The organism is Mycobacterium sp. Root265, assembly GCF_001428895.1.
Taxonomy (GTDB): Bacteria; Actinomycetota; Actinomycetes; order Mycobacteriales; family Mycobacteriaceae; genus Mycobacterium.
Window position 1 is genome coordinate 1 of sequence record NZ_LMJA01000008.1, and the last position, 18,575, is coordinate 18,575.

At 66.0% G+C, this 18,575-nt stretch carries 16 protein-coding genes; 7 read left to right on the forward strand and 9 right to left on the reverse strand.

The genetic code is table 11. The annotated features are described in order from the left end of the window. Positions 1–222 precede the first annotated feature (222 nt). The 7 genes from ASE48_RS09380 to ASE48_RS09410 all read right to left on the reverse strand — a co-directional run bounded on the left by ASE48_RS09380 (position 223) and on the right by ASE48_RS09410 (position 8,484). Complete coding sequence (locus ASE48_RS09380) at positions 223–1,377, reverse strand: CaiB/BaiF CoA transferase family protein (protein ID WP_057166810.1); 1,155 nt, start codon at positions 1,375–1,377, stop codon at positions 223–225. After that, positions 1,370–2,284 carry an SDR family NAD(P)-dependent oxidoreductase gene (locus tag ASE48_RS09385; RefSeq protein ID WP_057166811.1) on the reverse strand — a complete coding sequence of 305 codons (915 nt, stop codon included), beginning with the start codon at positions 2,282–2,284 and terminating at the stop codon, positions 1,370–1,372. Before ASE48_RS09385 ends, ASE48_RS09380 begins: the two co-directional genes overlap by 8 nt. Further along, on the reverse strand, positions 2,281–3,114 hold the full coding sequence (locus ASE48_RS09390; protein WP_057166812.1) for a TauD/TfdA dioxygenase family protein: 834 nt from the start codon (positions 3,112–3,114) through the stop codon (positions 2,281–2,283). The genes ASE48_RS09385 and ASE48_RS09390 overlap by 4 nt, the downstream gene beginning before the upstream one ends. Beyond that, entirely contained in the window at positions 3,111–4,958 is a 1,848-nt protein-coding gene (locus tag ASE48_RS09395) for a flavin-containing monooxygenase (RefSeq protein ID WP_057166813.1), read from the reverse strand. Before ASE48_RS09395 ends, ASE48_RS09390 begins: the two co-directional genes overlap by 4 nt. Beyond that, positions 4,955–6,136, reverse strand: a complete 1,182-nt coding sequence (locus ASE48_RS09400) for an LLM class flavin-dependent oxidoreductase (protein WP_057166814.1) — start codon at positions 6,134–6,136, stop codon at positions 4,955–4,957. The genes ASE48_RS09395 and ASE48_RS09400 overlap by 4 nt, the downstream gene beginning before the upstream one ends. 69 nt (positions 6,137–6,205) lie before the next feature. After that, the gene (locus tag ASE48_RS09405; protein WP_057166815.1) at positions 6,206–7,624 is read right to left on the reverse strand and encodes an aromatic ring-hydroxylating oxygenase subunit alpha; all 1,419 of its coding nucleotides are present in this window, start codon (positions 7,622–7,624) and stop codon (positions 6,206–6,208) included. A 14-nt stretch (positions 7,625–7,638) separates the two neighbouring features. Then, positions 7,639–8,484 (reverse strand): SDR family NAD(P)-dependent oxidoreductase, encoded by an 846-nt coding sequence (locus ASE48_RS09410; protein ID WP_057166816.1) that lies wholly within the window; start codon positions 8,482–8,484, stop codon positions 7,639–7,641. A 169-nt stretch (positions 8,485–8,653) separates the two neighbouring features. Here ASE48_RS09410 and ASE48_RS09415 point away from each other — a divergent pair, with 169 nt between their 5' ends. From ASE48_RS09415 to ASE48_RS09440, 6 genes are read left to right on the forward strand one after another with little or no spacing between them, the layout of a single operon-like run. Further along, complete coding sequence (locus tag ASE48_RS09415; RefSeq protein WP_057166817.1) at positions 8,654–10,246, forward strand: SMP-30/gluconolactonase/LRE family protein; 1,593 nt, start codon at positions 8,654–8,656, stop codon at positions 10,244–10,246. Between the two features lie 9 nt (positions 10,247–10,255). Next, positions 10,256–10,999, forward strand: a complete 744-nt coding sequence (locus tag ASE48_RS09420) for a GntR family transcriptional regulator (RefSeq protein WP_057166818.1) — start codon at positions 10,256–10,258, stop codon at positions 10,997–10,999. Then, a complete protein-coding gene (locus ASE48_RS09425; protein ID WP_057166819.1) occupies positions 10,996–12,495 on the forward strand; it encodes an AMP-binding protein in 1,500 nt (499 codons plus the stop codon). The genes ASE48_RS09420 and ASE48_RS09425 overlap by 4 nt, the downstream gene beginning before the upstream one ends. 1 nt (position 12,496) lies before the next feature. After that, the gene (locus ASE48_RS09430) at positions 12,497–13,270 is read left to right on the forward strand and encodes an SDR family NAD(P)-dependent oxidoreductase (RefSeq protein ID WP_057166820.1); all 774 of its coding nucleotides are present in this window, start codon (positions 12,497–12,499) and stop codon (positions 13,268–13,270) included. Next, a complete protein-coding gene (locus ASE48_RS09435) occupies positions 13,267–14,748 on the forward strand; it encodes an AMP-binding protein (RefSeq protein ID WP_057166947.1) in 1,482 nt (493 codons plus the stop codon). Before ASE48_RS09430 ends, ASE48_RS09435 begins: the two co-directional genes overlap by 4 nt. Positions 14,749–14,766: 18 nt before the next feature. Next, complete coding sequence (locus tag ASE48_RS09440; RefSeq protein WP_057166821.1) at positions 14,767–15,564, forward strand: SDR family oxidoreductase; 798 nt, start codon at positions 14,767–14,769, stop codon at positions 15,562–15,564. Between the two features lie 43 nt (positions 15,565–15,607). Here the strand turns inward: ASE48_RS09440 and ASE48_RS09445 are convergent, their stop codons facing one another. Then, a complete protein-coding gene (locus ASE48_RS09445) occupies positions 15,608–16,597 on the reverse strand; it encodes an aldo/keto reductase (protein WP_057166822.1) in 990 nt (329 codons plus the stop codon). A 9-nt stretch (positions 16,598–16,606) separates the two neighbouring features. After that, on the reverse strand, positions 16,607–17,491 hold the full coding sequence (locus tag ASE48_RS09450; RefSeq protein WP_057166823.1) for an aldo/keto reductase: 885 nt from the start codon (positions 17,489–17,491) through the stop codon (positions 16,607–16,609). 101 nt (positions 17,492–17,592) lie between these two features. Here ASE48_RS09450 and ASE48_RS09455 point away from each other — a divergent pair, with 101 nt between their 5' ends. Next, positions 17,593–18,477, forward strand: coding sequence for a helix-turn-helix transcriptional regulator (locus ASE48_RS09455; protein ID WP_057166824.1), 885 nt, complete (start codon positions 17,593–17,595; stop codon positions 18,475–18,477). Positions 18,478–18,575 lie beyond the last annotated feature (98 nt).

Below are 18,575 nucleotides of genomic sequence, written 5' to 3' on the forward strand. Positions count from 1 at the left end.
ATCCGACCACACCAAGCCATCCAGGACCACACCCCACAGCAGGCATACCTAAACCCAATTAACCAAAAAAACCTGCCAACTTCTTGACTCAAGACACGCTCTATGGACCGCCCGCAAGTGTCATGTCTCGGGACATCGGTGACAGTTCTGCCGCTCACGCGGCACGGCCGAAAGCGCCGAACAGGGACAGGCGCAACACTGTTCACGTAGACCAGACACGCCCTACTGCCGAGGCAGCACCTTGAGTTCCGCCAGCACCGCATCGGTGTCGGCGCCAAGCTCCGGAGCGGGCCCGTGCACTCGGCCGGGGGTCCGGGAGAACCAGGTCGGCACACCCGGGATACGCATCGTCCCGTGCTCGGTCTCGATGGTCTCGAATAGTCCGACGGCCTTGAGGTGTTCGTTGTCGAACAGGGCGTCCGGGGTGTTGACGGCGGCGGCCGGGATCTCCAGTTCGCGGAACAGTTGCAGCCACTCGTCGGTGGTGCGTTCCTTGAGCGTCTGCGCCACCAGCCCGTACACGGTGTCGATCTGTTTGGCGCGCTGCTCGAGCGTGGCGAACTCGACACTGTTCCAGACCGGCTGCACCCGCTCGATGAAGGCGTTCCAGTGCTTGTCGTTGTAGATGAGCGCCGCAATCTGACCGTCTTTGGTCTCGTACGGCTTGCGGTTGGGCGCCACCGCGCGGGGATACACGGCCGGGCCGAGCGCGGGGTCGAACATGGCGCCGTTGGCATGTTCGACCAACATGAACGATGCCATAGTCTCGAACATGCTGACCTCCACCTCCTGCCCCTCCCCGGTGCGCTCGCGGTGGAACAGCGCCATCGTGGTGGCATACAGCGCCGTCAGGCCCGCCACCTTGTCCGCCATGATGGTGCCGACATAGCTGGCTTCGCCGGTCAATTGTTCTTGTACCGCAGGCAATCCGCATTCGGCCTGGATGGTGTCGTCATAGGCGGGGCGGTCCGCATCGGGACCACGCCTGCCGTACCCGTAGCAGTTGGTGTAGACGATGGACGGGTTCAGCGCGACGACATCCTCATAGGCGAATCCGAGCTTGGCGATCGCCTTGGCCCGCATCGAGTGGATGAACACGTCGGCGGTCTCGATCAACGACCGCAGCGCGGCCTTGCCCTCGCTGGTCTGCAGATCGAGCATCACGCCCCGCTTACCGCGGTTCACGTTGATGAAGACACCGCTCAACCCGGCGACGGGGCCCACCGAGATGTAGCGGGTGTTGTCACCGGCCGGCGGTTCCACCTTGATGACGTCGGCACCCATGTCGGCCATGATCTGGGTGCAGTACGGCCCCATCACCATCGCGGTCAGGTCGATGACCCGTACACCCTTGAGCGGACCCTGGAATTCAGTCATGGGCGGCGACCCCGAACGAGTAGCGAATGTGATCGCTATGTCCGTCGGGCACCGGCGCGAAGACCAGCGGTGCGGTGTCGTCGCGGATCGCGTCGATATTGGCCGCGATGTCCTCGATGGACCACGACGGCTGATACACCCCTGGCGTCTCGGCGATGAAGGCCCGCGCGACCCGTCCCGCGATTGCCACGAAGAATTCCCCGGTGACAGAGCATGATTCGTGTGCCAGCCAGCCGACAGCCGGTGCCACCAGATCCGATCCCATCGGCGGGTAGGCCGAAGTGTCCAGTCCCTCGGCCATTCTGGTCACCGCGCCGGGAATGATCGCATTACAGATCACACCCTCGGCCGCCCCTTCCAGCGCCGCCACATTGGTGAGGCCGAGTATCCCGGCCTTCGCCGCGGCATAGTTGGCGACACCCTGATTGCCGTACAGCCCGCCGATCGACGAGGTGAGCACGATCCGTCCGTAGCCGGCGGCACACATCAGCGGGAATGCCGCACGCACCACGTGAAAGGCGCCACGCAGGTGCACATCCAGGACGGACTCGAAGTCCTCGTAACTCAGCTCCTTGAGTGAGCCGCGACGGACGGTGCCCGCGTTGTGGATGAGGATGTCGACCCGCCCGAAGTTCTCGGTAGCGGTATCCACGATGGCCTTGCCGCCGTCGGCGGTGGCCACCGAATCGGTACTGGCGACGGCTTGGCCACCGGCAGCGATGATCTCGCGCACCACGTGATGCGCGGGGCCCTCATCGACCCCGGTCCCGGTCAGGCTGACGCCGGGATCGTTGACGACGATTTTGGCGCCGCGCGATGCCAGCAGCAGCGCGTACTCGCGGCCCAGGCCGCGACCGCCGCCGGTGATGACGGCGACGCGATCATCGAAGCTGAGTTGACTCGTCAAGCGAACGGTTCCTCGCCCTCGAGCTTGGTGCGTTGCAGCAGCCGGCCCGAGCTGGGGTCATACGGTGTGGCGCGGTGCATGGTGCCGGTGTTGTCCCAGATGACCAGATCTCCGACGGTCCACTTGTGCCGGTAGGTGAACTGCGGCTGGGTCGCCCAATCACGCAGCCGGACCAGCAGTTCCGCGCTCCTGGTGTAGTCGATGTCGGTGATGTGGCGTGCTGTGGCGCCCAGCACAAGTGACTTGCGGCCCGACTTGTGCGTCCACACCAGAGGCAGTTCCCGGTCACCGATGGCCATCATCTGCTTGAGGGTCTTCACCGACGGTTCCGGGTCGTAGTAGAACAACGTGTTCCACGCCGAGTGCATCACCCGCAGGTCCGCGATCTCGGCCTTCTCCTCGTCCGGCAGGTCGTCATAGGCGGCGTAGGTGTTGCAGAACTCGGTGTCTCCCTCGTCCGGGTTACCCAACGCCACACTCTGCAGCAGCGACGCCAGGATCGGCACCTCGTTCATGGTGCCGTCCAGATGCCAGTACAACGACCCTTTCAGGTAGTCGGCCTGCTTGTTGACCTCGGTGTCCAGCGACACCTTGTACAGCTTCTCGCCGCGGGCTTCCGGGGCGAACGTGCCGAGCGTCTCGGTGAAGGCGATCTGCTCCTCATCGCTGAACCCGATCTGCGGGAAGACCAGCACGCCTCGCTGCTCCAGCAGATCCCGGATCTCAGCGGCGTATTCACCGGACAGCAGGGTGGCCTTGTCGGCGCGCACCTCGGATCCGATGCGGGGCTTGAGGTCCCGTGCCTGTAGTGCCTCGACAGCGGTCGTCATGTGGTGAGCTCCAGTCCGTCGAGGTCGCCCTTGGCCCGCCACTGCGCGATCAGGTCATCGAAGGCGTAGAAACCCGGCGAGTAGAAGTCACCGAGGAACGAGCCGTTGCGTTCCGCGCCGCCGCGGCCTTCGTTGTTGTAATAGCCGGGCGTGCAGGATAATTCGAACGCCGAGTTGTCGATCGACAGCTCGCGCACCGTCGAGACCCACCCGTCCTGACCTGCTTGGCTGGGTTCGACCGTCCTGGCGCCGCGGTTCTGGGCTTCGGCGATGATGTAGGCGATGTGCTCGGCCTGCTGCTCGAACATCGCGGTGGTGTTGGCCGAGACACCGCCCTGGATGAAGCCCATGAAGAACTGGTTCGGGAATCCACGGGTGGTCATCCCGTGCAGCGTCTTGTAGTCGTTCTGCCAATAGTCGAACAGCGACAGGCTATCCCGGCCGATGATGTTGTCGATGGCGAAGCGGCGGCTGATCTCGGTGGAGATCTCGAAGCCGCTGGCGAAGATCACGCAATCGACCTCGTACTCGGCGCCGTCGGCGACTATGCCCTTCTCGGTGAGCCGTTCCACGCCCTTGGACGCCGACACGTCGACGAGCGTCACATTCGGCCGGTTGAACGATGCCAGGTACTGCTCGCTGGAGGTCGGCCGCTTGCACATGAAGCGGTAGTACGGCTTCAGCGCCTCGGCGGTCTCGGGATCCTCGACGATCTCAGCGACGCGGCGACGCAGCCGCTCCATGATCTTGTAGTCCTCTTCTTCCCGGAACGCCATGATCTGTTCGATCGTCACCGCTGCGGGGTCATCGCTGCCCGCGATCCGGGCCGTCAGGTTGCGTCCGAGCTCGGTCCAGAAGTCGCAGACCAGATCCGGTTCACCGAAGACCACGCCGACAAACGGTGACCAGTTGTGGAAGTTGCGCTTGCGCTCCTCCTGCCAGCCCGGCTGCAACGACGCCGCCCAGTCCGGATCGGTGGGCGGATTGGACCGCGCGTCGACCGAGGACGGTGTCCGCTGGAACACGAAGAGCTCTTTGGCGTCACGGCCGAGGTGCGGCACCAGCTGGATGCCGGTCGCACCGGTGCCGACGAGAGCGACGCGCTTGTCCGCCAGCTTGTCCAGGCCACCGTCGGCGTCACCGCCGGTGTAGTCGTAATCCCAGCGGGCCGAATGGAACACGTGACCCTGGTAATCCTTGATCCCCGGGATTCCGGGCAACTTCGGGCGGTTGTAGGACCCTTGCGCCATTACGACGAACCGTGCCCGGATGGCGTCGCCGCGGTCCGTGCTGATCTGCCAGCGCTGCGTCGCGTCCTCCCAGCGCAGATCGCGCACCTGGGTGGAGAACAGCGCACCGTCGTACAGGCCGAAGTGCTTGCCGATGTTGCGGCAGTGCTGGAAGATCTCGGCGCCGTCGGCGAACTTCTTGGACGGGATGAAACCGAGTTCCTCGAGCAGCGGGACGTAGCAGTAAGCGTCGTTGTCGCACTGGATGCCCGGGAAGCGGTTCCAGTACCAGACGCCGCCGAAGTCACCGGCCATCTCGATGACGCGGATGCCCTCGACGCCTGCCTTCTTCAGGTACGCCCCGGCCAGCAATCCGGCGAAGCCGCCACCGAGGATGACGACGTCGACGTCCTCGGTGATCGGGTCCCGCTCGGTGACCGTCGTGTAGGGGTCGACCTCGTAGAAATCGGCGAAATCGCCTTCCAGTTCCAGATATTGGTCGGCGCCCTCGGACCGCAGTCGTTTGGCCCGTTCGGCGGCGTACTTCTCCCGGATTGCCGGGATGTCGATATCGGTCGGGGTGTCGGTGGGCCCGCAGGTCTGTTGGGTGGTCATACGGTGGCGTTCTCCGGCAGAGCAGCGGGATGCAGTGGTGCGGCGAGTTCGTGCACGGCCGGCAGCACCTCCTTGGCGAACAGCTTGGTGCTCTCGAAGGCGTCCTCGTAGGGCATGGTGCCGAACTGCGGGACGATGGTCACCTCGGAGAACGAGCACGCCTCCTGGGCGGCCTTGAGCTTCTCGAAGACCACCTCGGGTGTGCCGATGAGCAGGTTGGAGGCGTGGTATCCGGGCGGGCCGCCCTTCTTCTGGTCGCCGGTGACCGATGAGGCGAGGACCGCGGTGGCGGTCGCCTCGCGGGCCGCGTAGGCCTCATATCCGCTGACGCCCTTGAAGTTCGACGAGTCGGCGAAGCCGTAATGGACGTTGACGTCGCGGTTGGCGGTCCAGATCCACTGCTCGGTGAGCGCCGCGAGCTTGTCGTCCTCCTTTTCGGTGACGTACATGAACATCACGTTCTTCGGCTGGCAGGGCTCGAAGCCCTCCTCGGCACGGAAGGTGTTGACCTTGCGGACTTCCTCGCCGGCATCCCAGATGGGCTTGTTGCCGACGAACAACGGCACCATCCCGCGCCGAGACAGGATCTCCAGCGATTCGGCCGTCGAGGAGGAGCTGAAGATGCGGGAGAACAGGTCCTTGCTGAGCGGCTCGGGGCGCAGCGACATCTCCGGGAAGCTGAAGATCTCTCCGTCGTAGGAGAACCGCTCACCGGAAAAGGCGAGTTCGAGGATGTCGAGGGTCTCGTTGAAGCGCTGACGGCTCTGCTCGCGGGGCACACCGACGGCGTCGAACTCGGTCTTGGACACCCCGCGGCCGATGCCGATGGTGTTGTAGCGGCCGTTGGAGACGATGTCCAGATAGGCAATCTGATGGGCCAGCCGCACCGGATTCCACCACGGCGCGACGGCGACGAAGGTGCCCAGGCTGACTCGCTCGGTGCGGGCCGCGAAGTAGGTGAGCGCCTGAATCGGGTTGGGCGTCATCCCGTACGGAGTGCCCTGGTGCTCGGGGAACCAGATGCCGTCGTAGCCGAGCGGTTCGGCCAGATCACCCAATGCCAGCGCGGCCTGCACGCACTTGTAGTCCGGCGTCGCCGGCGGGCTGCTGAAATCGCCCGCCATGACGCGTTCCCAGTCGTGCGAATTCTGCGCACCGGTACCGAGGTTGACCTTCATATCGTCTCCTTGCTGAGGTGATTTCGGCGTGATTCGCTGCGCTCAGCGCACCCGATCACGCCGAAATCGCTAAATATCTTGAGGTTTTCCGGCGTCCATGTATTTGGAGAGCTGGTGGTGCAGGTTCACGGTGCTGCGCTCGCGGTACGGGTTGGGCAATGTACCGGGAAATCCGGCCGACTTCATACCCTGTTGCACCGCAGCCATATTGGAGAAGTCCTGCGGCAGCACCGACAGCCAGTTCGGTGAATCCTTGGGGGTGTAGGCCCATTCCGTCTCCGGCTCTTCACCCTTGGGGTACAGCTCGTAGACCGCGACCTCGAAGATGCACTTGTTCGGGTCGTAGCTCGGGTCGGGGCGCGCGGCGTAGCACAGCGCACTGGTCAGGCCCTGGCCCACTTGGAAGTTCGGGAAGATCTGCCACGCCGTTCCGCTCTGGCCGAGGATGTCGGGCGGGATGGTCGGCCAGACCACACCCCTGGCCTCGTCATCGCGGCGCGCCGAGGCCAGCCAGTGCTGCAGCACCTGATCGGCCGGGGTGCCCTCGGGCAGCTCGTCGACCAGACGCTTGGCCGCATTCACCAGGGTCTTCGTCGTGGTCGCGTTGGTTTCTTCCATGGTGTAGACCTGCATCTCGGCGGTGGAGATGCGGGGGTCCCCGGTGCCGAGGCGGATCTTGGACTTGGTCTCGTCCATACCCTTCGGCGCGTCGTAACCGATATTGCTGTGCTTACCCTGCGCCTTGGCCCAGCCCTTGAACTCACCGAACTTGTTGAATTCCGGGTGGGTGGTGAACACGTGGTAGGTCTCGTTGAAGGCCTCCATCGCGACTTTCCAGTTGCAGTCGAAATACAGCCACTTGCGCCACTTGTAGCGCATGTTCTCCAGGCCGAACGGATCGAGGATCTTGGCGGCCGGATACAGATAATCGACCAACGCCTCGCAGTGCGGATCCATGTTGATGAAAAGCCATCCGCCCCAGGTGTCCACCTGCACCGGAGCCAGGTGGGTATTGCCCGGAGTGAGCTTGCCCTGCCAGTCGTCCTGCTCGCGGATGTGGGTGCAGGTGCCGTCGAGACCATAGGTCCAGCCGTGGAACCCGCAGACGAAAGACTTGCGCGCCCGCCCGGTCGCGTTCTTGGCGCCTTCGGGGTTGTCGATCAGCTTGCGTCCGCGGTGCATGCAGACGTTGTGGTGGGCCGCGAAGTCCGAAGGGCCCGGCCCGGTCCGGACCACGATGATGGAGTCGTCGAGAATGTCGTAGGTCAGGTAGCTGCCGACCTCGGGGATCTCCTCGACCCGGCCGACCTGCTGCCAGACCTTGCGCCACAATCTGTCTCGCTCGTTGCGTGCATACTCCGGGGAGATGTAGGCGTCGACCGGGATGGTCATCGCCGTCGACAGGTCCTCGGCGATCTCGCCCGTCGAATCGTCGGGGTCCGCCTCGATCTCGATCGCGGCGTCGAGATCGGATTCGGTGTGGGTCATGGCTTGTCTTTCCTTCAGATCCGACTGATCGCTTCGCGGAAGTTGTCATCTTTGAGGAACAACGACGTGTTGTCCGCTCCCAGGTGCGTCCACCGCAGATTGAGACCGCCGTCGACCAGCAGCGTCTGTCCGGTGACATAGCCCGCAAGGTCCGACAACAGGAACAGGATCGCTCCGGCCTGCTCCTCGGGCGTCCCACGGCGTCCCATCGCGATGGCCCTCTGATCGCGGGCCGGGTCGGCATCGACATAGGTGGCCGATGCCGCGGTCTCGGTCACCCCGGGTGCCACCGCATTGACGCGGATGTCGTGATCCGCCAGCTCGACCGCCAGCGTGCGGGTGGCGGCCACGATCGCGGCCTTCGCGGTGCCGTACGCGATGTGGAACGGCGCAGTGTTCATCCCACTGATCGAGGACACCGACACGATCGAGCCGGGGTCACCGGCGGCCCGGATCTCGGCGGCCACCGCCTGGCTCATGAAGAACATCGTCTCCAGATTCGCGGTGAACAACTCGCGCCAATCCGAACGGGAGACGCGGGTGGCCGGCATCCAGGTCGCCGGCGCGGCACCACCCGCGATGTTCACCAGCCCGTAGAGCGTGCCCTCGGCGATGCGTGCCGCTTCCAGCACGGTCTCGATGCCCTCGTCGGTCGACGCGTCGGCGGCCACCGGAATCACCGACAGCCCGCGATCGGCCAGCGGCGCGACGTGGGTGTGCAGATTGTCCTTGGAGCGGCTCACCGCGATCACCGTCGCTCCGGCCTCGGCCGCCAGCCGGGTCACCGTGGTTCCGATTCCGCCACCACCGGCGCCGGAAACCACCACAATGCGGCCATCGAGGCTCAGGAGATCAGTCATGACTCGCTTCCGTGGATCCGCGCCGGAATCCATCATTTGTCCGTACAACATATGTGACTCTACTCAACGGAGAACACTATTCCGCAGCAGTTATCTCCTCGTCAAGGGTGAGCCGCGGACCTTGACGGACTATTGTCTGGACTAGCAGTGGCTTGATAGCGTCCAGCACATGAGCACCCTGCAGGCCGGTCGGTACCCGGTCGCGTCGTCACCGGAAGCCGCCACCGGCTGGATCCTCACCCGCCTCACAGCACCCAGTCGGCTGTTCGGCGCGAACGGCCTACGCACCGGACCCGACGGCCGGCTCTACATCGCACAGGTGACCGGCAGCCAGATCAGCGCGCTGAATGTGAACACCGGCGAGATCGAGACGATCAGCGCCAAGGGCGGCGACATCGTCGCCCCCGACGATCTCGCCTTCGGCGCTGACGGCAGCCTCTTCGCCACCGAGGTGATGGACGGCCGGGTCAGCGCGCGCGACGCGTCCGGAACCACCCGCGTGCTGCGCGACGACCTGCCCTCGGCCAACGGCATCACCGTCCATCAGGGCCGGCTGTTCGTCAACGAATGCCGAGAAGGTGGGCGCCTGTTCGAGATGGACCTCACCGGTGGCGAGCCACGGCTGATCCTGGCCGACCTGCCCTCCCCCAATGCCATGGAGGTCGGGCCGGACGGGCTGCTGTACTTCCCGGTGATGAACGCCAATCAGATCTGGCGGGTGAACCCGGACGGCGGTGAACCCGACGTGGTCGCCGGCGATCTCGGCGTACCGGATTCGGTCAAGTTCGACACCGACGGCACCATCGTCTCCACCCAGGTCGCCAGCGGACAGGTGCTGCGCATCGACCCGCGCACCGGCACCCAGACCGTGCTGGCCACCCTGACACCGGGCCTGGACAACTGCGCGTTCGTCGACGGCCGGCTGTTCGTCTCCAACTTCACCGGCGCCATCACCGAGATCCTCGGTGGCGGGGACACCCGCGCGCTGCTGCCCGGCGGGCTCAACTGGCCGCTGGACATCACCGTCGGGGCCGACGGTCTGCTCTACATCGCCGACGGCACCTACCTCTACACCGTGGGTTCCGACGGGGGGCTGCAGACCGTGGGCATGTTGTTCAGCCCCGGCTATCCGGGCTTCGTGCGCGGGCTCACCCCGGGTGCGACCGGCGAGTTCGTCGTCACCACGTCTGGCGGACAGGTTGCCCGCTACCGCCCCACCGACAATGAAACCGACTATCTGACAGACGGTCTGGACCAGCTCTACGGTGTCACCCTGCTGCCCGACGGCACCCCGGTCGTCGTGGAGCAGGGCACCGGACGGGTGCTGGCCGTCACCGGCAACGGGGTCCAGGTGCTGGCCGCCGACCTGGACACCCCCGTCGGGGTCACCACCGACGCCGACGGCAACGTGCTGGTCTCGGTGAACTCCGCGGTGCTGCGGGTGACGTCGGCGGGCACCGACACCGTGGCCGACGGGCTGATCACCCCGCAGGGCATCCTGGTGCGCGACGGCCTGCTCTACATCGTGGACTCCGGCAGCAAGGCCGTCATCACGGTCGACCTGACCACCGGAGCCCGCCACACCATCGCCGCCGGACTCCCCATCGGAGCGCCGCCCGGCATCACGCCCAAGCCACTGCGCGGCATGCCGCCGTTCTCCGGTCCGCAGGGTCCGTTCGCCGGCATCGCCGCGGGACCCGATGGCACGCTGTACATTTCGGCCGACGGCGAGGGCAGCGTGTACGCGCTGCGAAAGTTGTGATGGCGAGCCATGACCACTGAAACCACGGAGCACCGCTACCTGCAGGTGGCCCGCACGCTGCGCAAGGAGATCGTCGACGGGATCTACCCCGTCGGCTCACAGCTGCCCACCGAGCACGAACTGTGCGATCGCTTCGCGGTCAGCCGCTACACCGTGCGTGAGGCGCTGCGCCGGCTGCGTGACGACAACCTGGTGTCGTCGCGGCCGCGGACCGGCACCCTGGTCGTCCCGCGTCCGTCGTCGAGTTCCTATGCCCAGGACGTGATGTCGATCAACGACCTGCTGGCGTTCGCGGCGGGGGCGCAGTTCGAGATCGACTCCAATGCGATGGTCACCATCGACGCCGAACTGGCCGGGCGCACCGGTCTGGCGCTCGGCGAGCAATGGCTGGCCGTGCGCGGCTACCGTCGGGACGCCGCGACCAACACCCCGATCTGCCGCACCGAGTACTACATCAACCGGGCCTTCGCCGCGGTGGGCCGGATGCTGCAACGCCACTCCGGACCGATCTTCCCGCTGATCGAAGATCTCTACGGTGTCAGCATCACCGAGGTGCATCAGGAGATCACCGCGATCGCGCTCTCGGCCGATCTCGCCGAGCTGCTCCAGATCGATGCGGGCGCACCCGCGCTGCAGATGCAGCGCAGCTACCGGACCTCCGACGGCGAGATCGCGCAGGTCACCGTGAACACCCACCCGGCAGCCCGCTACCGCCACTCGATGACCATGCGCCGCGTCAAGGGCCAGCCGTGACCACACTCGCCGACGCACTTCGCGTTGCGGCGCAGGACACTCCGGACCGGGTCCTCATCGTCGACGGAGACGACGACCTGACCACCGCCGCGTTGTACCGGCAGGCCGGGTCCCTTGCCACGTCGATGTCGCAGCGGATGCCCACCGGTAGCGTGGTCTCCTTCATGCTGCCCAACTGGCACGAGGCCGCGATCGTCTACCTGGCCGCAACCATGTCCGGCATGGTGATCAACCCGATCCTGCCGTCGCTGCGCGACAGTGAACTGCAGTTCATCCTCGCCGACGCCGATGTCCGGATGATCGTCATCCCGGCGCGGTTCCGCGGATTCGACTACGGCGCAATGTTGTCGCGGGTGACCGCCACCATGTCCTCGCCTCCGGAGGTCGTCGTGGTCCGCGGGGTCCATCCGGGGCAGACACCGCTGTCCGAACTTCTCGAAGCGCCGGCCGCCGACCCGCTGGACGTGGACTCCGGCGCGGTACGGATGATCATGTACACCTCGGGCACCACCGGGCGGCCCAAAGGTGTGCTGCACAGCCATGACTCGATCCACGCGCTGATCCGCCAGCTCGGCGAGCACTGGCGCATCGATGCGGGTGACACCTTCCTGGTGCCCTCCCCCATCGCTCATATCGGTGGCTCCATCTACGCGTTCGAATGTCCGCTGCTGCTCGGCTCGGTGGCCGTGCTGATGGAGCAGTGGGACCCCGACGAGGCCGTCGCGCTGATGCAGGCACGCCGCTGCACCCACATGGCCGGCGCCACACCGTTTCTGGACGGACTACTCGGCGCCGCCGAACGCGCCGGCAGCCGGCTCCCCGACCTCAAGGTGTTCATCTGCGGTGGCGCCTCGGTGCCGCCCTCGCTGATCCGCCGGGCGACCGGCTATTTCGACAAGGCCATCGTCACCCGCGTGTACGGGTCCACCGAGGTCCCGGTGTCCACCGTCGGCTCCCCGGAGGACGCGGACCGCGCGGCGGACACCGACGGCCATGCCGGCATCGCTGACATCACGATCGTGGACGGCGAGATCCGGGTCCGGGGTCCACAGATGCTCACCGGCTACCTGCACGACGAGGATGCCGCGGAAGCCTTCGACGGCAACGGGTATTTTCGCACCGGTGATCTCGGCCGCCTCACCGAGGACGGCCACCTGGTGGTGACCGGGCGCGCCAAGGACATCATCATCCGCAACGGCGAGAACATCTCCCCGAAGGAAGTCGAGGACGTCCTGATCGGCCATCCCGGTATCGCCGAGGTCGCCGTCGTCGGGATCCCCGACGCCCGTACCGGTGAGCGGGCCTGCGCGGTCATCGTTTCCCGCGGCACGGACACACCCGATGTGGACGATCTGCGGGAACTGCTGAATGCGCACGGCCTGGCCAGGTTCAAGACCCCCGAGCAGGTGGTCATCTGGGAGGCACTGCCCAAGAACGATGCCGGGAAAGTCCTCAAACACCAGATCCGAGCGACGCTGACGAAGGGGCTCAACTGACATGCAGGTTGCGATCGTGACGGGCGCCAGCAGCGGGATCGGCTTCGGTTGCGCCGTCAAACTCGCCGAGGCCGGGATGGCGGTGCTCGGCGCCGGGCGTGACCGGGATCGGTTGGCCGAACTGGAAACTGCGGTCGGCGATCCGGACCGGATCGCGACGCTGGCCGTGGACCTGACCGCCGACGAGGCGCCGGCGCAGATCGTCGAGGCCGCGGTGTCACGTTGGGGCCACATCGATTTCCTGGTCAACAATGCCGGTGTCGGCAGTCCCAAACCGCTGCACGAAACCGACGACGACTCGCTGGACTACTTTCTGGGCCTGATGCTGCGTGCACCGTTCCGGCTGGCCCGCGACGTGCTGCCGCACATGGGGCCCGGCTCGGCAATCATCAACGTGACCTCGACCTTCGCCGTCGTCGGCGGCATGCGCGGCGGCGCCTATTCCGCGGCCAAGGGCGGTCTCACCGCGCTGACCGGTCACATCGCCTGCCAGTACGGCGCGGAGGGCATCCGCTGCAACGCGGTGGCGCCCGGCGTCACGCTGACACCGATGGTCGCGACCCGCCTGGAGGATGAACGCTTCCGCAAGATCAACACCGAGATGACACCACACACCCGCCTCGGCACGGTCGACGATATCGCCAGCACCGTGGCATTCCTGTGTTCTCCCGGAGGCGCTTTCATCAACGGACAGACCATCGTGGTCGACGGTGGCTGGAGCTCGACCAAGTATCTGTCGGACTTCGCGCTGACCTCGGAATGGGTCGCCAGGTGAATCTGTTCTCGGTACTCGACCAGGCCGCAACGCGTTTCGGGGACCGTGGCGCGGTGTACCGCGGCACCGAAGAGTTGCACACCTTCGCCGAGCTCCGGGACCGCGCACTGCGGCTGGCCACCTCGGTGACCGCCGATCGCGACACCGGGGCCAGGATCGCGATCGCCAGCGAGAACCGGCCCGAGATCATCGAGTTGATGTTCGCCGTCTGGGCCGCCGGGTGTGCCGTCGTTCCGATCAATTTCAAACTGCACCCGCTCGAGATGGCGCAGATCCTCGATGACTCCGGCGCCGCAGTGGTGTTCGCGTCACCGAAGATCGCCGCCGGTCTCACCGCAGTCACCGACGTGCCGGTCGAGGACATCGACTCCCCCGCCTACGCGGGGCGCCTGGAGTCGGAGCCGGCCGTCCCGGTGAACACCGATTCCGCTGCCCTGGCGTGGTTGTTCTACACCAGCGGCACCACCGGCAAGTCCAAGGGCGCGATGCTCTCGCACCGCAATCTGATGGCGATGACGGTGTCGCATCTGGCCGACTTCGACTCCCCGGACGAGAATTCCAGCCTGGTGCACGGTGCGCCCATGTCCCACGGCTCGGGCCTCTATATCGCGCCCTACATCCTGCGCGGGGCACGGCAGGTGATTCCCGCATCGGCCGGCTTCGAACCCGATGAGTTCCTCGACCTGTGCGACCACCACCCGCGCACCAGTTGTTTCCTGGCGCCCACCATGGTGCAGCGGCTGGTCGCCACCGGCCGCCCGCGACCCGGGAACCTCACCACCGTGGTCTACGGCGGCGGCCCGATGTACGTGGACAGCCTCAAGAAGGCGATGGCGGCGTTCGGCCCGATCTTCGTGCAGCTCTACGGTCAGGGTGAGGCCCCGATGACCATCACCGGTTTGCGTCGTGGTGACCACCTGGATGCTGACGACGCGGTGCTCGGGTCGGTCGGCTATTCGCGCTCCGGTGTCGAGGTCGCGGTGCTCGATCCCGATGGCAACCCGTCGGCTGTCGGCGAAATCGGTGAGATCGCCTGCCGTGGTGACGTCGTGATGTCGGGTTACTGGAACAACGCCGCGGCGACGTCGGCCACCCTGGTCGCGGGCTGGTTGCACACCGGGGACATGGGATCGTTCGACGCGCGCGGATACCTGACCCTGCGCGACCGCAGCAAGGACGTGGTCATCAGCGGCGGCAGCAACATCTACCCGCGCGAGGTGGAGGAGGTGCTCATCGAGCACCCCGGCGTCACCGAGGCCTGCGTCGTGGGCGCGCCCGACGAGGACTGGGGCGAGGTGGTGGTGGCGTTCATCGTGGGTACGGCCGCCCAGGACGATCTCGACGCCCATCTGCTGGAACGGATCGCCCGATTCAAGCGGCCCAAGCGCTACGTCTACGTGGACGAACTGCCGAAGAACAGTTACGGCAAGGTACTCAAGCGGGAGCTGCGGGAACTGGTGGCGGAGCGACGGGGATAGATGCGGTAGACACGTTCCATGCAGATCGAAGGCAAGGTCGTTGTCATCACCGGGGCGGGTTCGGGAATCGGCCGCGCCCTGGCGCAACAGTTCGCCGATGCCGGAGCCTCGGTGGTGGTCGGTGATATCGACTCCGAAGCCGCCACAGCGACCGCCGCCGGGATCGGTGAGCGCGCGGTTGGTGTCGGCGCGGATGCCGCCTCGGTCGCCGGTATCGCCACGCTGCTCGACGCCGCACGGGACGCGTTCGGCCCGGTCGACGTCTACGTCGCCAATGCCGGTGTGATCGGCGCCTCCGGGTTGGGTTCCGACGACGACTGGGACCGGGTGCTGGCGGTGAACCTGCGCGCGCACATCCGGGCCGCCGATGCGCTGCTGCCGGACTGGATCGCCCGCGGCAGTGGCCATTTCGTCGGCGTCGCGTCGGCCGCCGGGCTGCTCACCCAGGTCGGCGCGGCCGGTTACGCGGTGTCCAAGCACGCCGCGGTCGGGTTCGCCGAGTGGTTGTCGATCACCTACGGCGACAACGGGATCGGCGTGACGTGCGTGTGCCCGATGGGGGTGGCCACGCCCCTGCTGGACGCGATCACCGACTCCGAGGATGCCACTGCCCGGGTGGCCGCCGCGTCCATCACCACCGCCGGTGAGGTGTTGAGCGCCGAGGACGTGGCAGCGGCGACGCTGGACGGGGTACGTGACGGCCGCTTCCTGGTGCTGCCGCATGCGTCGGTACTGGACATGTACCGGGGCAAGGGCGCCGACTACGACCGCTGGATCTCCGGGATGCGCCGGTATCAGCGGGCGTTGGGTGGCTGAGCACGCATACCCTGCGCCGCAAGACGTGTGACAGTTGGCTGGCTTAAAGGCCCACCATCGCCATACCGGCGGCGTTATAGCGGTCGCCCCGCACGCCGACCCGCGCCGCAAGAGCGTCGAGGTCGGCCACTTCGTCGGCGGACAGCGCCACTCCGGTGGAGGCGGCATTCTCGTCAACCCGTCCGCGACGGCGAGTGCCCGGGATCGGCACGATCCACGGCTGTTGGGCGAGCAGCCATGCCAGTGCGATCTGGCCTGCGGTGCAGCCCCTCGCCTCGGCGAGAACGCGGACGTGCGCTACCAAATCCTCGTTCGCGCTGATGTTTTCGGCGGCGAATCGCGGAATCGTGCCCCGGATGTCACCCGCGCCGAATTGCGTCGAACCAGCCACCGTACCGGTGAGAAAGCCCTTGCCGAGCGGGCTGAATGGTACGAAGCCGATACCGAGTTCCGCACAGGTGGGCAGCACTTCGGGCTCCGGGTCCCGGGTCCATAGCGAGTACTCACTCTGCAGAGCGGTCACAGGATGGACGGCGTGCGCGCGCCGAATCGTGTCGGCGCCCGCCTCCGACAGCCCGAAGTGCCGGACCTTGCCCTCTTGAATCAACGCTGCAACGGTGCCTGCGACGTCCTCGATCGGCACATCGGGATCGACCCGGTGCTGATAGAAGAGATCGATGACATCGGTCTGCAGGCGCTGCAGTGATGCGTCAGCCACCCTTCGGATCTGCTCGGGGCGCGAGTCGGTACCGACCATCTTGCCGTCGGCGATGTTCCAGCCGAATTTGGTGGCAATCACCACCTGCTCGCGCAACGGCGCAAGAGCCTCTCCCACAAGCTCCTCATTCACATAGGGCCCGTAAACCTCGGCCGTATCGAAGAAGGTGATGCCGGCTTCCTCAACCGCGTGGCGGAGCACGCCGATCATGTCGTCGCGGTCGCCGGGGTTGGGCCCATAGCTCTGCGACATGCCCATGGCTCCCAGGCCGATGGCGGATACCTGCAGGCCTTGACCAAGAGTGCGGATATGCATGGCGCCTCCTCAGGCTTCCGGGATCTTCATGCCGAACTTCTCCAGAGTGATGTCCTCGGGCTCCGGGCCCCCGCGAACCCCGGTGTCCAGGGCGTCGATCGCCGCGAGCTGATCTTCACTGAGCTCGAAGTCGAAGACGTCGAAGTTCTCCGCAATGCGCGATGGCGTCACCGATTTCGGGATCACCTGGCGCCCTTGCTGAATGTGCCAACGCAGCATCACCTGAGCCGGCGTCTTGTCGTGTGCGGCCGCGATCCCGCCGATCACCGGATTTTCCAGCGTTGAGGTGTGCGGACCTTCGCGGTAGAACGTGACGCCGCCGATGGGCGCCCAGGCCTGGCTGAGGATGCCGCGCTCGGCGTCGGCCGCCAGCACATCGGACTGTTTGAAGTAGGGGTGCACTTCGATCTGGTTCACGGTCGGCACGATCTCGGTTTCGGCGGTGAGCCGGTCGATGTGCGCGCGCATAAAATTGGAGACGCCGATGGCCCGTACCTTGCCGTCGGCGTAGAGCTGCTCCAGCGCCTTGTACGCACCAACCGTCAGCTCGAATTCGCCGGGCAGAGCCTGATGCAGGATGAGCAGGTCGAGCCGTTCGACGCCGAGCTTTCCGACCGATTTGTCGAACGCGTGCAAGGTCTCGTCGTAACCGAAGTCGGTGATCCAGATCTTGGTCTCGATGAACACGTCGTCGCGCGCGAGTCCAGACTGCTGGATGGCCTTGCCGACCTCACGCTCATTGCCGTAGGCAGCCGCGGTGTCGACATGGCGGTAGCCGACCTGCAGCGCGGTCTCGACGGCGTTGACCGTCTCATCCGGGGGCGTCTGAAAAACCCCGTAGCCGAGGACCGGCATGGTCACACCATTGTTCAGACTGAATTTCGGAATGGTCATGTCCTCGACGGTAGGCCCGAACGCAGTGATGCGGGAGGGCCTGCTGAACCAGGCACCGCCAGTACCTCTCAACGCGTCTCTGCCGGGCATACCGTGGAGGCATGGACGTGCGCATCGAGATCCGCGAATTCCTCAGTTCGCGTCGCGCGCGCCTGACCCCGGAGCAGGCCGGGCTACCCGCCTATGGCGGCAACCGGCGCGTCAAGGGTCTGCGCCGTGAGGAGGTGGCCATGCTCGCCGGCGTGTCTGTGGACTACTACGTGCGCATGGAACGAGGCAGCCTCGGAGGCGCCTCGGAGGCTGTCCTTGACGCTCTCGCCTCAGCACTGCAACTCGATGACGCCGAGAGGGAACACCTTTTCGCTCTTGCGCGGGAATCCGGGGCATCCAGCCATCGGCGTCAACGAAAGGCGCCTGGGACCGTGCGACCGGCGCTACTGCAGATCCTGGACGCCTTCACCGACGCGCCTGCCTGGATCCGCAACGGTCGCCACGACGTGCTCGCCATGAACCAACTCGCCCGCGCCCTGTATTCACCTGTCCTGGCAGATCCCCGACGACCGGCGAACACGACCCGCTTCGTCTACCTGCATCCCGAAGAGGCCGAGCGGTTCTTCGTCGATTACGACCAGGTCACCCGGGATGCCGCCGCGATGCTGCGGATGGAGGCGGGCAACAACCCGCACGACGAGAAGCTGATCGCACTGGTGGGTGAGTTGTCCACGCGCAGCGAGCTGTTCCGGCAGCGGTGGGCGTCGCAGGATGTGCGCTACCACCGTTCGGGCCGCAAGCGGCTCAACCATCCCGTGGTCGGTCAGCTCGATCTCGATTTCGAGGCGATGCTACTGCCGTCGGAACCCGGGCTGCAGCTCAATGTCTATACCGCCGCAGCCGGAACCCCGACCGCCGACGGTCTCAAACTGCTCGCTTCCTGGGCCGCCAGCCAGGAGAATCTGCTGTCCGAGCAGGCCCCGGCCAAGGGCTGAGGGGTACTGCCAGTACTTGTAACGACAGGTACTGCCAGGTATCGGGAAACAGGCGTTGGCTGGAGTCATGAGAGCACGCACTCAGCACCGGAAGATCG

Coding starts and splice junctions, on each gene's coding strand:
- ASE48_RS09450 (WP_057166823.1), bottom strand. CDS start 17,491: ATGACCATTCCGAAATTCAGTCTGAACAATGGTGTGACCATGCCGGTC.
- ASE48_RS09415 (WP_057166817.1), top strand. CDS start 8,654: ATGAGCACCCTGCAGGCCGGTCGGTACCCGGTCGCGTCGTCACCGGAA.
- ASE48_RS09440 (WP_057166821.1), top strand. CDS start 14,767: ATGCAGATCGAAGGCAAGGTCGTTGTCATCACCGGGGCGGGTTCGGGA.
- ASE48_RS09400 (WP_057166814.1), bottom strand. CDS start 6,136: ATGAAGGTCAACCTCGGTACCGGTGCGCAGAATTCGCACGACTGGGAA.
- ASE48_RS09390 (WP_057166812.1), bottom strand. CDS start 3,114: ATGACGACCGCTGTCGAGGCACTACAGGCACGGGACCTCAAGCCCCGC.
- ASE48_RS09380 (WP_057166810.1), bottom strand. CDS start 1,377: ATGACTGAATTCCAGGGTCCGCTCAAGGGTGTACGGGTCATCGACCTG.
- ASE48_RS09430 (WP_057166820.1), top strand. CDS start 12,497: ATGCAGGTTGCGATCGTGACGGGCGCCAGCAGCGGGATCGGCTTCGGT.
- ASE48_RS09445 (WP_057166822.1), bottom strand. CDS start 16,597: ATGCATATCCGCACTCTTGGTCAAGGCCTGCAGGTATCCGCCATCGGC.
- ASE48_RS09455 (WP_057166824.1), top strand. CDS start 17,593: ATGGACGTGCGCATCGAGATCCGCGAATTCCTCAGTTCGCGTCGCGCG.
- ASE48_RS09410 (WP_057166816.1), bottom strand. CDS start 8,484: ATGACTGATCTCCTGAGCCTCGATGGCCGCATTGTGGTGGTTTCCGGC.
- ASE48_RS09420 (WP_057166818.1), top strand. CDS start 10,256: ATGACCACTGAAACCACGGAGCACCGCTACCTGCAGGTGGCCCGCACG.
- ASE48_RS09395 (WP_057166813.1), bottom strand. CDS start 4,958: ATGACCACCCAACAGACCTGCGGGCCCACCGACACCCCGACCGATATC.
- ASE48_RS09405 (WP_057166815.1), bottom strand. CDS start 7,624: ATGACCCACACCGAATCCGATCTCGACGCCGCGATCGAGATCGAGGCG.